Below are 13,197 nucleotides of genomic sequence, written 5' to 3' on the forward strand. Positions count from 1 at the left end.
ATCCTTGGAACGGGGAAGGGTCGCGCAGGTGGCGACCTGTCGCTTGGCTCATAGCTCCCGGCTACCCTGACGCGTCAGAGCGCCGGGCTGATAATTCGTAGGATGTGAGCCGCGTTGATCATTGGCGCGTTATAGGCGGGCGTGCGCCCTTGGGCAAGCGGATCTGACGCTTTGACCACGTCGAACGGGGGTCTATTACGCGCAATTGGCTGTAACGCGGCGTTTCACATGACTTCGGTGGGGCATATTGCCATGATAGCTTACGTTAGGCAGGCCGGGTCGGGCGGTTTGCATGCCAAGGGGGAGGAACACCCATGAGCCATTATCCGCATCTTATGCAGCCGATTGATTTGGGGCCATTGCAGCTGCCCAACCGGGTGTTGATGGGGTCAATGCATACCAATCTGGAAGAGCGAGGCGATTGGAACCGGGTCGCGGAATTCTATGCAGAACGTGCGCGTGGCGGTGTGGGGTTGATGGTGACAGGGGGGATGGCGCCGAATGCTGAAGGCGGTGTTTTTCCGGGGGCGTCAGGCTTGTTTACCGCCGAAGATATCGTCCACCACCGTATGGTGACATCGCGTGTCCATGCCGCAGGCGGGAAGATCGCGATGCAAATTTTGCATGCTGGGCGCTATGCCTATGGCAAGGATTGTGTCGCACCATCAGCGATACGATCACCGATTTCGCCCTTTCGGCCGACAGCGTTGGACGGCATGGGAATCGAAAAGCAGATTGCCGATATCGCGACGGCAGCCGCACGGGCGCGCGACGCAGGCTATGACGGCGTAGAGCTGATGGGATCAGAAGGCTATTTTTTGAATCAGTTCCTTGTGCGCCACAGCAATCACCGCGATGATGAATGGGGCGGTAGCTATGAAAACCGTATGCGACTGCCCGTAGAGGTGATGCGACGGGTGCGTGCCATGCTTGGCGCGGATTTTTTGGTGATTTTCCGACTATCTTTGATGGACCTTGTGCCAGATGGCTCCAGTTGGGCAGAGGTGGTGCAGCTGGCGCGCGCGGTTCAGGCGGCGGGGGCCAATGTGCTGAATACCGGGATTGGCTGGCATGAAGCGCGGGTGCCGACCATTGCAACCTCTGTGCCACGGCAGGCATTTTCATGGTTGACCGGACGGCTGCGTCCAGAGGTCACAATCCCGGTTATTGCCTCAAACCGTATCAATACGCCCGAGGTGGCAGAGGCAATCCTGGCGACAGGGGAGGCCGATATGGTCTCAATGGCGCGGCCTTTGCTTGCGGATCCTGATTTCGTGGTCAAGGCGCAGACAGGGCGGGCAAAACAGATCGCCCCTTGTATCGCCTGCAATCAGGCCTGTCTGGATCATACATTTGCCGGCAAGACCTCTAGCTGTCTGGTGAACCCACGTGCCGGGCATGAAACGCAGCTGACAATTACACCGACACAGGTGCCGCGCCGGATTGCGGTTGTAGGGGCCGGGCCTGCGGGCCTGTCGGCAGCGATCACGGCTGCGGGGCGGGGCCATCAGGTGACGTTGTTTGACCGCGCCGATCAGATCGGTGGTCAGCTGATCTACGCACGTGCCATCCCTGGCAAAGAAGAATTCCACGGGCTGACCGATTGGTTTGCGACCATGCTCGTGGTGTCGGGTGTTGATCTGCGGTTGCGCTGTGATGTGCGACCTGACGATTTGGTCGGGTATGATGAGGTGATCGTAGCCACCGGTGTGCGCCCGCGTGATCCGCAGATCCCGGTGTATGGGGGCCATGTTGTGACCTATCCCGATCTCTTGTCGGGGCGCGTCTCCGCCGGGGCACGGGTTGCGGTCATCGGGGCAGGGGGGATCGGCTTTGATGTCGCGGAATTCTTGACAACGGTGCACAGCCCGACCTTGGATTTGGCGGCCTGGCGGCGGGAATGGGGGGTGGGCGATCCGGCGCAATCGCGCGGCGGATTGGTCACGGCCGCACCCGAGGCTGCGGCGCGTCAAGTCTGGTTGCTGCAACGCAAGGCAGAACGGCCGGGAAAAAACCTTGGTCGCACAACCGGCTGGATTCACCGCGCCGCGCTAAAGGCCAAAGGGGTGAAAATGCTGTCCGGCGTCAACTATGATCAGATCAGCGATCAGGGGTTGCATATCAACTTTGGCCCCGAACAGGGTGCGGGGCAAATTCTGCCCGTGGACACCGTTGTCCTATGCGCCGGACAGCTGAGTGAGACCGGCTTGGCTAAGGCACTGACGGCTGCGCATAAACCTTTTCACTTGATTGGCGGTGCCGATGTCGCAGCCGAGCTGGATGCAAAGCGCGCGATTGATCAAGGCACGCGTTTGGGCGCGGCACTGTAAGGCGCATCGTGCCCTAACTTCGGTTAATGTGATTGGGGTGGTATTTCCCTCCCTGCCCGTGCTGCGCCGTTTTGTATCGCGGGGGCGGGGGCGTTCTATGCCCCACTGCCGCGCGATGGAGGGGGTCATTTTATATATATTTCAGCGGGTTGACCCTGCGTTTCCTTGGCGCGTCGCCGTTCTTATCTGCGCGACAATCGTTTCATCAGCCCGGCAAAAGACTTAATTTTCCCCTATATTGTCCACGCTTGGCCCCATTTCGGCCCTTATTGACCGCGATCAAAGGGACAACAAGAAACGATCCGAAGGGTAACCTGCATGGACCGCCTGACCGAAATGGAAGCCTTCGCCACTGTTGTGGACCAAGGGGGATTTACAGACGCCGCCAAGAAAATGGGGATTTCAAAATCCGCCGTTTCCAAACATGTCTCCTCGTTGGAGGCCCGCCTGGGTGCGCGTCTTTTGAACCGCACGACACGCCGCGTCAGCCCGACCGAGATTGGTCTGGCCTATTATGACCGGGCGCGCCGGGTTCTTAACGATGCTGGCGAGGCAGATGCGCTTGTCACATCTATGCAGATCGCACCCTCCGGGATGTTGCGGATCTCGGTTGCGACCGATTTCGGGGTGAACCTGTTGTCACCGGTTCTGGGCGACTTCCTTGGTGAATACCCTGATATCACTGTAAATATGGTGCTGAATAACCGCTATGTTGAACTGATCTCGGAAGGGTTCGATATGGCCATCCGCGTCGGAGAGCTGGAAGACAGTTCCCTCCGGGCACGCAAACTGACCGAGACGTCACAACGCATGATCGCTTCGCCTGCCTATTTTGAGAAATACGGCCGGCCGCAAAAGATCGATGATTTGAACGAGCATAAGCTGCTACATTACTCCAACCAATCGGCGGGCAATGTGTGGAAAATCACGGCCCCCTCAGGGGAGCGGCGTCAGGTCCGCTCTGCTGGGTGGTTGACCGTGAATGATGGGCAATCGCTGTTACATGCTGCGATCTCGGGTCTGGGGATCGCGTATCTGCCCAGCTATCTTTATGCCGAGGCGATGCAGCAAGGTCTGGTGCAAGAGGCAATCCCGGATCTGCCGATGGAAACACTGGGCATATATGCCGTGTATCCTCCGGGCCGGTTTACCCAGCCCAAAGTGCGCGCCTTTATTGATTTTCTTGCGCAGACATTCGCAACCCGCGGTCCCGAGAGCTGGTAAGCCATCAAACCGTTTGCGCAGGCCGGGTCACTGATACCTCCCCCCCCGCGTGCTCATCTCCTATTGTTCCCCTAACTTTGGGTCGAAGTGAGCACCACTTCGACCCGTCTGTTATTTTGCCGCCCGGCCTCTGTCAGGTTGGTATCGCGCGGGGCCAGCCAACCGGCCCCTTCGGCGGTGATCCGGTCCGGGGCAATGGCAAATTGCGCGATCAATGCTTGTCGCACGGCCTGCGCGCGGGCCCGAGACAGGGTGATATTCACCTGCAGCCCGCCGACCGTATCGGTATGTCCCACCAACGCCACACGCGCGGCGGGGTTTGCAGCCATATAATCGGCCAACCCGCTAAGGCTGTCGTAGGTTTTGGCCTCTAGGGTGGCTTTGCCACTGTCAAATACCAGATCATCCAGCGCAGCAGAGCCGTCCTGCTCTAACGTCTGGCCAATCTGCGAAGTCTGCGCAAAGGGGTCAGAGGCCACAGGCTGCGCCAACGGGCTGGACGTGTCGGGCGTATCAATCGGGTGGCTGAACAGGGTTGTCAGATGCACAAACCCCGAATTGGACGAGCGACTTACCGTCAATGCGGCGAATTCATCGCCGCGCCGTGCTGCAAGATAGTGGTAATCGCCCAGATCCACATGCATTTGCGGCTCGGGCAGCAGGTCCAGCTCATATCGGAAATCAAACCCGCCACAATGCATCCCATCGCATTCATAAAGCGTTTGAAACCCGGCATCCGCCAATTGCGCCCGCAGCGGGGCGGTGATCTGCAAGATCGTCTGTTGGTTGGATGGCAAACGCCAAGCGGTGTCGCTGCGCGCGCCTTCCAGGTCCACTGCCAGACCGCCTTCCGGCGCGAAAGGCCCGATCAGCAGGCGGTAGCTTGCAGCAGGATCGCTGTCTTGGGCGGATATGGTCGCCTCTTGCGGCAAGGTCAGCGCAAAGCTTTGGGCCCAGATCGTGCCTGGCCATAGCATCAGCGCATAAAGCGACAGGCATTTGGACACGAAGACACAGCGGGGGCGGATCATGCGTGAGGTTCCTTGCGATAATGATATTGGCCCACCTGTTGCATCTGCAGCTTGTGATACAGCGCTACGGCGGGCTGGTTTTCGGCCCGAACCACCAGCATCAAACGCGTCGCGCCGATGTCGCGGGCCCACCGCGCGGCTTCTATCAGGATTGACCGTGCCAGCCCCTTACGACGCATCGACACGCTGACCGTCAAACCGTGCACCATCGCGACGGTGATGCCATCGTCGCGGTGATGGGCTGCGATGAAGCAGGCTCCGGCGGCGCGGTTGTCATGGCGGCCCAATACCACGGCTTTGGGACCAATGGCGCGGTGCATGACTGCCTGTCGTTGTGGGCCTATATCACCTTCGGCCAGCAAATCGCAGGTGATGGCCAAGGGCGGCCAATGCGCAAACCCCGACAGATGTGGCGCCTGTGTCGGCATATCTGCAAGTGCGATGTCAAACACGCTGGAGCGATCATAGAAGAGGAAGCCGCGCTGGGCCAGATCCGCATCCAGCGCGTCCTGGCCCGGACGGATTTGAAAACAGGCCGTTTGCCCCATCGCATGATGGGCGGTAACAGCGGCATCGATATCGGTCGTGCCCGGATCATCTGTGACACTGGCGCAGCTGACGCGGCTACCGCCGCCCAGCCCTTCGCGGATTGTGAACCCGCCCGCCTGCACCATCCGGGCGGCAGGCCAGGTCGCGTCGATGGTGGCAAAAGGGGAGGTCATTCGCCCTCCGGGAACAGGGATTTCAGCTTGGCGAAGCCAGCCTCCAACCGGGGTTCATCCTGGCCGCGCACCACAAGGTTCACCCCATAGGCGCCATCTGCGACAAAGGGGTAAGAGCCAAAAGACAGATCGGAATATTCCTGTGCTGCATCGCGCAGCGGCTCTGAAATTTCTGATTCCGGGCGTGGCACGCGCAGGCTGCGTGATAAAACGGGAGCCCCCCCGGTCAGTGTCGGCAGAACCGAGGCCACCATGGCCTGAAATACATTTGGCACACCGGCCATCACATAGACATTACCGATGTTAAAACCCGGCGCGACCGATACCGGATTGTCAATCAGTCGTGCCCCATCCGGGATCCGCGCCATGCGCAGGCGCGCAGGCGTCGCCGTTGTCCCGCGAGAGGCATAATGGGCCTCTAACAAGGCGCGGGCATCATCGCGGATATCGACCTTTGCGCCAAAGGCTGCACCCACGGCATCGGCGGTGATGTCATCATGGGTTGGGCCAATCCCACCAGAGGTGAACACCGTATCATATTGTTCTGATAGCGCGCGCACAGCGTCGATGATCTGCGCCTGATCATCGGACACCACGCGGATTTCGCGCAGGTCGATGCCTGCCTTGGTCAGCTCTTGTGACAGGAAATACGCGTTGCCTTCGCGGGTGCGACCGGACAGGATTTCATCACCGATGATGAGGATGGCGGCTGTGGGGTTTGACATGGGGCTCTCCTTTGCTTCGAATCTATAGGACGGCTGTGCCGCATGGGAAAGCCCGACCACTGGCCAAGCTGCGCATTTGTGATTATCTAGGGCACAGACACTTAGGAGAATGCTCGTGGACGATCCCAAAGCAACGGTGACCAAGGATGGGATCCGTATCTACAATACGACCAGTGATTTTGACGGCATCCGTAAATCTTGTCAGGTGACGGCGCAGATTTTGGATGAGGTGGCAGAACATGTCGCTCCGGGGAAAACCACGCTAGAGCTGGAATATTTCATCGCCAAGCGGGTGGAAGAGCTGGGCGCGACCTCGGCGACGATTGGCTATCGCGGTTATTCGCATGCCTCGTGTATCTCGGTCAATCATGTGGTCTGTCACGGCATTCCGGGCGATAAAAAGCTTAAAGATGGCGATGTGCTGAATATTGACGTGACGGTGATTGTCGACGGCTGGTTCGGCGATAGTTCCCGGATGTATGTCGCCGGCAGCCTGCCGCGTAAAGCCGAGCGTCTGATCGAAGTGACCCATGATGCGCTGATGATCGGGATTGAGACGGTCAAGCCGGGCAATACCTTTGGCGATATCGGCCATGCGATCCAGAAATTTGTTGAAGGCAACCGAATGAGCGTGGTGCGTGATTTTTGCGGCCACGGTGTGGGCCGGGTGTTTCATGCGCCGCCGAATGTTTTGCATTACGGGCGTGCCGGATCGGGTGCCGTGCTGGAAGAAGGCATGATTTTCACCATTGAGCCGATGGTCAATCTGGGCCGTGCTGATACTAAGGTTCTGGCAGATGACTGGACGGCTGTGACGCGCGACAAATCGTTGTCGGCGCAGTTTGAACATTGCGTTGGTGTAACAGCGAGCGGGTGCGAAATTTTCACCACAAGCCCGACCGGGAAATTCTATCCCACCTGGGGGTGATCTTCGGGTAAAGGTGCAATCGCCCAAGGTTTGATGGTGGTGTTTAGCGATGAGGACCGCATGGCCAACGTTTTGCTGTTAGAAGACGATGTCGCCTTTAGTGAGGCGCTTAAATCTGGTCTTGCCATTTTTGGGCATCAGGTCACGGTTGTTTCAGGCGCCGCCGTGGCGCTTGACGCATTGCGCGAAGGTCAGTTTGATGTCGTCGTCGCGGATATTTTCATTCGTCGTGGGGATGCGCTGACCAGTGACGGTGGGATCACCCTTGCAGGACGGCTGAGCAATATTCGCGCGATGGATGGGTCTGACCCGCGCGGCGCGCTGCCACTGATTGTGATTTCTGGCGCGGTGGGTGGCGAAGCCTCGTCACATTTCTTTGATATCGTAAAATCGCTGGGGGCGCGCAAGGTCCTGGCCAAACCCTTCGCATTGCAGGATTTGGCACAGGCTATTGCGATGGTGTTGGAACAGGGCACACCCAAGGACGGCCCTGTGCAATATTTCAGTTAATCGCGCAGGCCGATCAGCGCGGGCAATTGCGCCATATCGTGGAACAGCCGCGCACCGGTTGCTGCCAGCGCCGGGTTGTCGCCATGCGGGGCATAGCCCCAGCAGGGGATGCCGGCATTGGCGGCTGCTTGCGCGCCGGTGGCGCTGTCTTCAATGACCACGCAATCGCTGGGATCAACGCCCAACACTTTGGCGCAATGTAAATACAGGTCTGGCGCAGGTTTTGGATTGGACACAGTTTCCTGGCCTGAAAATAAGCGCCCTTCCAGCTTGGCTTTGATCGCGGGATGCTGGCCCAGCGTCGCATCCATCTTTGCCAGCCGCCCGTTAGAGCCCACTGCATAGCCTATGTTGGCCGCGTCCAGCCGATCAAGCAGGGCAGGAATGCCGGGGATCAGGGGCGTATTGGTACGTAACCGTACATAAAGCCGTTGATAAAAATCCTCCGCCCAATTGTCGGGCAGGGTTGCGCCCATGTCGCGCGCCTTCGCAGCGCAGCCTTCGATAGTGCCACCGATGAACAATGGCTCCATGTCCTGGGGGTCGAGAGATAGCCCGTAGCGGGTAAAATCTTCATGCAAAAGCGCAAAAGTGGGTGGCTCGCTGTCGACAAGCACCCCATCACAGTCAAATAACACCGCTTTGACGGTCATAGCTGTCTCCATTCCTTATGGTATCGGCCCGCCTTGCGGTGGCCGATCACATTGGCATGCGTGCCAAGGTTACGATTGTGTCGCCGTAGCTGCGCTGGTCGATCTGCTCTAGCGGCGCAGGCACAAGCGGCGGCGTGTTCTCTTCCCATACGATCATCGCCCCAGGCGCGATCCAGCCGTTTCCCAGACATGACGCCATGGCGCGTTCGCCCAGACCCATGCCATAGGGCGGATCAAGAAAAATCAGATCATAGCCCGCACCCCGGCATGGCCCCATCCGGGTGGCATCTCGGCGCCACAGATCGGTGGTGCCCATCGCCTGCATCAATTCGATGTTCTTGCGCAGTAAAATGCGGGCTGGCGTGCCCTCATCGACAAAGGCGGCGCGGGTGGCACCGCGCGACAGTGCCTCTAACCCCAGCGCGCCGGTGCCTGCGAACAGATCCAGGACGCGGGCCTGCGGGATTGGATTGCCATGGGTGCCGTTTATCAGAAGGTTGAAGATGCTCTCGCGGATGCGGTCGGTTGTGGGGCGCAGATGGCCACGGGCATCGCCCTCTCCCACATCGGTCAGTTTCAGCCCGCGTTTATTGCCGCCAATGATTCTCATGATTTACCGCCGCATCAATGATTTCAGGTCGACTTTCGGGTCCGCGATGTCCTCAGGGGTGACGGAGGATGCCGCCTCGATCAGTCGTTTGCCGACCATATAGGCGCGCGGATCATCCAGCGCGTCGACGGCTATCAGGCGGCCATCGCGGAAATACCAAAAGCTTTGACCATCGCCTGCGCGGGTGATGATCTGCGTCGCCCCGGCATTCCACCCGGCGATTTGTAATTTGGAACCAAACTGATCAGACCAAAACCAAGGCTTGGGCGTATAGGCGATATTGGCGCCCAGCATGTTCTGCGCGACCAGCTCCCCCATATCGATGGCATTACCAACAGATTCAAGGCGGGCCCGTCCCCCGTCCAGCGCGATCTCAGCACAATCGCCCGCCGCCCAGATCTGCGGGTCCGATGTTCGGCCTAAGGAATCGGTAACGATGCCATTGCCCACAGCCAGACCCGCCGCCTGCGCCAGCGCCGTAGCGGGGGTAACACCAATGCCGGTAATGACCAGATCGGCTGGAAGCACCTCTCCGGTGGACAGTTCAACGCCGGTGACATGGTCCTGTCCCAGCAGCATTTCGACCCCGGTGCCTTCATGCAATATCACGCCATTGGCGATATGCAGCGCGCGGATCGTATCTGCGGTCTGGGCGCAGGCCACCCGGCCCAAGATCCGTGGCGCGGCCTCGACCACGGTCACTGACAGCCCCAGCTTGCGTGCCACGGCTGCCGCCTCCAGCCCGATATAACCGCCGCCGATCACCACCAGCCGTTTGCCGGGCTGGAAATGTGGGGCCATCGCATCGGTATCGGCCAGTTCGCGGACGGTGAACACACCAGGCAGATCCCCGCCCATTGCTGCTGGCAAGCGGCGCGCAGGGGCGCCCGTGCACAGTGCCAATTGGTCATACCCCAGCGTTTCGCCGCCAAAGGTGACGGCTCTGGCGGCTGGGTCAATCGCCTGCACATTGGTTGCGGTGCGCATGGTAATCTTTTGGTCGGTCCAGAATTCATCGGCGCGCAGGGTCAGGCGCTCCAGTGGCATTTCGCCCAAAAGATAGGCTTTGGACAGAGGGGGGCGTTGATAGGGGGGGCAGGGCTCGTCCCCGATCACGGTCACTGCGCCCGTATACCCTTCGCTGCGCAATTTCGCTGCCATAGAGGCCGCCGCCTGTCCGGCCCCAACGATCACGATCCCTGACATTGGCTTTTCCTCTGGTCCTTGGTCGGGCTGACCCTATATCTTTCAGGTCTGTAAGTGCAACACGACAGGGAGATCTAGATGACCATTCAACAAGGCGATGTTTTGCCCGGCGCGACTTTGCTGGTGCTGGGCGATGAAGGCCCGACGGCGGTAAGCCTTGGCGACAAGATGAAGGGCCGTAAGGTCGTGATTTTTGCTGTGCCCGGCGCGTATACCGGCGTATGCACGACCGCGCATGTGCCCAGCTTTATCCGTACCAAGGATCAATTCGCAGCCAAGGGCGTGGATGAGATCATCTGCGTTTCCGTCAATGACCCGTTTGTCATGGCGGCTTGGGGTGCATCCACCGGCGCGACCGAGGCGGGAATTTCCATGTTGGCGGATCCCGAAGCGGCGTTTACCACCGCGATTGGCATGGAGTTCACGGCGCCGCCCGCCGGGTTGATTTCACGTTCTAAACGCTATGCGATGCTGATGGAAGATGGCGTGGTCAAGGTTCTGCACCAAGAAGAAAGCCCCGGCACATGTGAGATTTCCGCCGGCGAAGGCCTTTTGGACGCCATCTGAGCCACAACGCCAGATGGTACCACAAAAAACGCGGCATTCCTGGAAGGGGTGCCGCGTTTTTTATGTCATTTTTTATGCCAGGCCCTGCGCCAACCACGATCAGTCCAGAAAATCATCCGATAGATCCGGGGCATCACTGTTGCCGGGTTGCGTGTCGGGTGCGGCGGCCTGACCTGCGGGACGGATTACCTTGCCGGGGATAGGCGTGGCATCGAATGCGCGCGCCAGTTCGATATCCAAGATCGACAGCCCCTCACAGCTATGCGTTGAAAGCGTCACATCGACTGTGTTGTAGCAATTGCTCCAATCGGGGTGATGATCCATCTTCTCGGCGCAAAGCGCGGCGTGAGACATGAAGGACCACGCATCCGCAAATCCGCTGAACTTCCAGATTTTTTGTAACCGGTCCGGTTCAGATAGCACGCGCCAGCCACTGTCTTGCAAGGCGGGCAGGAAGGCATTGCGTTCGTCGTCACTGAGGCGGCTGACCATGGTGGGCTCCTTTGGATGGGCGCGTGGCAGGGGCATTTTCCCTTAGCTTAAACGTGGCTTGACGGTTTCTTGCACTTCTTTTCCACCTTCCAGCACTAGGGTGCGTGTGGGGAAGGGAATGCCGATCCCATTGGCATCAAATTCAGTCTTCACCATTTCAAACACTTCCCAGCGGAACGACCAATAGTCGGATGTGTTGCACCAGGCGCGAAACATTAAATTGACCGAGCTGTCGCCCAGCTCGCGCACGCCTACCTGTGGCGCGGGATCTGCCAAAACACGCGTGTCGTCATTGGCAATCCGCTGTAAGATGTCGCGGGCGGTCTTGATATCGGCGTCATAGGCAATCCCCACCGTCAGATCCATCATCCGGGTCGGGTTTTCTGAATAGTTGGTGATGGCCGAAGACCAGATGTCGGAGTTTGGAACCACGATATGGATCCCGTCATAGGTCTTGAGGTTTACATAGAATAATGAGATTTCGGTGACAGTTCCGCCCTGACTACCCGCATCAATGTAATCGCCGACGCGGAAGGGGCGAAACATGATGATCATCACCCCTGACGCCAGTGAAGATAACGTGCCTTGCAGTGCCAGACCAATCGCCAGACCAGCCGCACCGATCAATGCCGCCAACGACGTTGTCTGAATCCCAAATCGGTTGAGAATAAAGATAAACCCAATCGCCAAAATCAAATATTTTACCAAATTGCCCAAGAACCCGAACAGGGTGGCATCCAGCTTCGCATGACGTAAGGCAAGATTGTTGATCCGCGCACGTGCCCAACCGGCTACGATCAAAGCAACGATCAAAATTGCCAAGGCCATAAGCACGTTCAGCGCCCCGGCGATAGCGGCGGTAATCCGATCTTCGGTCAACCATGTGCTGACCTGACTAAGTTCGTCTAAATTCATACTGATCCTCATTTGCCCATATGTCATGTGACAAACGTCGCCAGTTCCCGTCAGGTTCCCTATATTGTGGTGCGGAATGGCCCCAGATCGGTCAAAACCTCAATATCTTCGTCGATGGCGGCCTGCTCGGCCTCTACAAACTGTGCAACAGCGGCGCGTAGACCGGGATGGGCGATCCAATGGGCCGAATGTGTGGTAACTGGCAGGTAGCCGCGCGCCAACTTGTGATCGCCCTGCGCCCCGGCTTCGACCCGCGCCATGCCATGGGCAATCGCGAAATCCACGGCTTGGTGATAGCATAGTTCAAAATGCAAAAATGGGTGATCTTCGGTGCAACCCCAATAGCGGCCAAACAGCGTTTCCCGCCCGATCATATTCAACGCGCCTGCAATCGGTTCGCCGTCGCGCAGCGCCAGGATCAGCAGCACATCGTCGCGCATTTGGTGCAATTCGTCGAAAAACGCGCGGGTCAGATAGGGTGTGCCCCATTTGCGCGCCCCGGTGTCTTGGTAAAATGTCCAGAACGCGTCCCAATGGCTGGGCAGAATCTGATCGCCGGTCAGCTGCACGATAGTGCCACCAAAGGCCTGCGCCTTTTGCCGCTCTTTGCGCAGAGCCTTTCGCTTGCGTGACGACAGCTCGGCCAGGAAATCATCGTAGCTGGAGTAGTTGCGGTTTTCAAAATGGAATTGTTGGCCGATGCGGTGCAGATAGCCTGCGGCAGCCGCTAACTTGGCCTCATCTGGCTGACAAAAGGTAATATGCGCCGATGATAGGCCCGCGCTTTCGACAATCTGCGACAAGCCGGCTAAAAGGGCGGCGCGGCCCTTTACCGCGTGATCCGGCGCGGTCAGCAGGCGTCGGCCGGTGCATGGGGTGAACGGTACGGCCAGTTGCAGTTTCGGATAATAGTCGCCGCCTGCGCGCTCAAATGCATCCGCCCAGCCATGATCGAACACATATTCGCCTTGGCTGTGGGATTTGACATAGCACGGAGCAACGCCCAGCAGCGTATCGCCGCGCATGGCGATCATTGGGCGGCTGTCCCAGCCTGTGCCGCGCCCGACCGAGCCTGAACGCTCCAGCGCCGATAAGAACCGATGGGTGGTGAACGGGTCCAGGGGGCGGCCTGTGTTGGCCTCGGGGCAGGCGCAACTGTCCCATGTCTGTGCCGGAATCGACGTGACACCGTCGGCCAGCCGAATATCGACGGCATCGGTGGGGTCCAAAAGGGGGTCAGGGCCAGTCATTGTGCATATCTTGGATTGTCCGCGCCCTGGGTCA

The 13,197-nt window shown here is 58.9% G+C and carries 14 protein-coding genes; 5 read left to right on the top strand and 9 right to left on the bottom strand.

Translation table 11 applies throughout. From position 1 onward, the window contains the following. Nucleotides 1-314 precede the first annotated feature (314 nt). Complete coding sequence (locus BFP70_RS06715) at nt 315-2,330, top strand: NADPH-dependent 2,4-dienoyl-CoA reductase (protein WP_066010595.1); 2,016 nt, start codon at nt 315-317, stop codon at nt 2,328-2,330. Between the two features lie 318 nt (nt 2,331-2,648). Then, a complete protein-coding gene (locus BFP70_RS06720) occupies nt 2,649-3,554 on the top strand; it encodes a LysR family transcriptional regulator (protein ID WP_066010596.1) in 906 nt (301 codons plus the stop codon). Between the two features lie 71 nt (nt 3,555-3,625). On the opposite strand, the gene BFP70_RS06725 is transcribed toward BFP70_RS06720, so the two are convergent. Genes BFP70_RS06725 through BFP70_RS06735 form a run of 3 tightly spaced genes read right to left on the bottom strand, consistent with a single transcriptional unit; the run spans nt 3,626 to nt 6,032 of the window. Next, nucleotides 3,626-4,585: an OmpA family protein gene (locus BFP70_RS06725; protein WP_066010597.1), complete on the bottom strand. Its 960-nt coding sequence runs from the start codon at nt 4,583-4,585 to the stop codon at nt 3,626-3,628. Further along, nucleotides 4,582-5,307, bottom strand: coding sequence for a GNAT family N-acetyltransferase (locus BFP70_RS06730; protein ID WP_066010598.1), 726 nt, complete (start codon nt 5,305-5,307; stop codon nt 4,582-4,584). The genes BFP70_RS06725 and BFP70_RS06730 overlap by 4 nt, the downstream gene beginning before the upstream one ends. Further along, nucleotides 5,304-6,032, bottom strand: coding sequence for a competence/damage-inducible protein A (locus tag BFP70_RS06735; protein ID WP_066010599.1), 729 nt, complete (start codon nt 6,030-6,032; stop codon nt 5,304-5,306). The genes BFP70_RS06730 and BFP70_RS06735 overlap by 4 nt, the downstream gene beginning before the upstream one ends. 115 nt (nt 6,033-6,147) lie before the next feature. On the opposite strand from BFP70_RS06735, the gene map reads away from it, so the two are divergent. Next, a complete protein-coding gene (gene map / locus BFP70_RS06740; RefSeq protein WP_369820190.1) occupies nt 6,148-6,960 on the top strand; it encodes a type I methionyl aminopeptidase in 813 nt (270 codons plus the stop codon). 60 nt (nt 6,961-7,020) lie between these two features. Then, complete coding sequence (locus tag BFP70_RS06745) at nt 7,021-7,470, top strand: response regulator (RefSeq protein WP_176715507.1); 450 nt, start codon at nt 7,021-7,023, stop codon at nt 7,468-7,470. Here the strand turns inward: BFP70_RS06745 and BFP70_RS06750 are convergent. From BFP70_RS06750 to BFP70_RS06760, 3 genes are read right to left on the bottom strand one after another with little or no spacing between them, the layout of a single operon-like run. Further along, nucleotides 7,467-8,123: an HAD family phosphatase gene (locus tag BFP70_RS06750; RefSeq protein ID WP_066010602.1), complete on the bottom strand. Its 657-nt coding sequence runs from the start codon at nt 8,121-8,123 to the stop codon at nt 7,467-7,469. The two genes, BFP70_RS06745 and BFP70_RS06750, sit on opposite strands and share 4 nt — an antisense overlap. 46 nt (nt 8,124-8,169) lie before the next feature. Next, entirely contained in the window at nt 8,170-8,733 is a 564-nt protein-coding gene (gene rsmD / locus BFP70_RS06755) for a 16S rRNA (guanine(966)-N(2))-methyltransferase RsmD (RefSeq protein ID WP_066010603.1), read from the bottom strand. Nucleotides 8,734-8,736: 3 nt separating this feature from the next. Further along, a complete protein-coding gene (locus tag BFP70_RS06760) occupies nt 8,737-9,939 on the bottom strand; it encodes an NAD(P)/FAD-dependent oxidoreductase (protein WP_066010604.1) in 1,203 nt (400 codons plus the stop codon). Nucleotides 9,940-10,017: 78 nt separating this feature from the next. Here BFP70_RS06760 and BFP70_RS06765 point away from each other — a divergent pair, with 78 nt between their 5' ends. Then, nucleotides 10,018-10,506, top strand: coding sequence for a peroxiredoxin (locus BFP70_RS06765; RefSeq protein ID WP_066010605.1), 489 nt, complete (start codon nt 10,018-10,020; stop codon nt 10,504-10,506). Between the two features lie 99 nt (nt 10,507-10,605). On the opposite strand, the gene BFP70_RS06770 is transcribed toward BFP70_RS06765, so the two are convergent. From BFP70_RS06770 to BFP70_RS06780, 3 genes are read right to left on the bottom strand one after another with little or no spacing between them, the layout of a single operon-like run. Next, nucleotides 10,606-10,998 carry a 4a-hydroxytetrahydrobiopterin dehydratase gene (locus tag BFP70_RS06770; protein ID WP_066010606.1) on the bottom strand — a complete coding sequence of 131 codons (393 nt, stop codon included), beginning with the start codon at nt 10,996-10,998 and terminating at the stop codon, nt 10,606-10,608. A gap of 42 nt (nt 10,999-11,040) precedes the next feature. Next, nucleotides 11,041-11,913, bottom strand: a complete 873-nt coding sequence (locus BFP70_RS06775; RefSeq protein ID WP_176715508.1) for a mechanosensitive ion channel family protein — start codon at nt 11,911-11,913, stop codon at nt 11,041-11,043. 59 nt (nt 11,914-11,972) lie between these two features. Further along, on the bottom strand, nt 11,973-13,163 hold the full coding sequence (locus BFP70_RS06780; RefSeq protein ID WP_066010607.1) for a GNAT family N-acetyltransferase: 1,191 nt from the start codon (nt 13,161-13,163) through the stop codon (nt 11,973-11,975). Between the last annotated feature and the right edge of the window lie 34 nt (nt 13,164-13,197).

This window comes from Thioclava sp. SK-1 (assembly GCF_001705665.1).
GTDB lineage: Bacteria > Pseudomonadota > Alphaproteobacteria > Rhodobacterales > Rhodobacteraceae > Thioclava.